A 1,132-nucleotide genomic window follows, 5' to 3' on the forward strand; every position below is an offset into this window, starting at 1 on the left:
TATACTTTAAACGGGTATAATCTGAGCTTTTTTGAGATTTTGGAAACGGAGAGTGAGTAGCGATAGCAGTTCTTTTTTATGGTTAATATGAGCGTTCTCAATACATGAAGAAATAGCATCCTGAAACAACGTAAAATCCTCATAGTATTTTGAGTACAAACATTTTTGTTTGACAAATTTCCAGAATCGCTCAATGAGATTGAGGTTAGGGGAATAACTGGGCAGGAAGAGCAACTCAATTCCGAGAGAATGTGCTAAATCTTGGACAAGTTGACACTTTTGATATCGAGCATTGTCTAAAACGAGGGTGATGGGGATGGATAAACCGAGGGTAGCCAATTTTTCGAGCAGTTCACAGACACTCAAAGCATTGATATAGGAGTCATTGGTGACGGTAATGACTTCATGGGTGATAGCATTTAATGCGGCTAGGACATTAAAACGTTTGCGTCCACAGGGTGCTCGCACAAACAACCGCTCAAAACACCATACAAATCCTAGAAAAGCCCCCATAACGAAATGAGCTGCATCTACAAAAAAAGGGCTCTTTTCCCTGCTTTAGCTTCTTCAATGCGAGGTTCTAGCTCTTCGAGTCTGTAGGTTTCCTGTACATCTGGATCTGCCTTGGCTGGAAACACACCAACCTTAAGACATTTCATACCCATGCGCTTCATAAATAGCCTGACTTGGGTGGGGGATCGACGAATTCCCGTGAGGGTTTCAATGTTTCCGATTGCTGCGTTAATACTTGCGGGTGGGTGTTTACGGAAATGTGCTTCTATACTTGGTGCATGGTCTATTAACTTGCTACTTGGACGGTGAAATCGGATCTCCTTAAGTCTTTCAATGCCTCCGTCTTCGTACTCACGCAGATAACTGCGTAAGGTGTTTGCTGAAATCCCGACCAACTGGGTAATAGCTTGATGCTCCATGCCTTGACTTTTTAACCACAGTGCTTCCATTTTGATCTGCACCCTTGGATGAGGATGATGAAATCTTTCGTGCAGTAGTTTTTTCTTCTCGTCTTCTGAAAATTCGATTGTAATCATGAATTAATTTTGGCGGCAGTATTAAATTCTTTAGCCGATTATCCCATTTTCTCAAAGCTCAAGTTCTGACCGTCTAAAGTATA

Annotated in this window: 1 pseudogene; it reads right to left on the bottom strand. The window is 41.8% G+C overall.

The features are described 5' to 3' along the window. Positions 1-6 precede the first annotated feature (6 nt). Positions 7-1,049: pseudogene (locus tag VB775_RS15720) on the bottom strand (IS630 family transposase). Positions 1,050-1,132 lie beyond the last annotated feature (83 nt).

The organism is Pseudanabaena sp. CCNP1317 (genome assembly GCF_034931345.1).
Taxonomy (GTDB): domain Bacteria; phylum Cyanobacteriota; class Cyanobacteriia; order Pseudanabaenales; family Pseudanabaenaceae; genus Pseudanabaena; species Pseudanabaena galeata.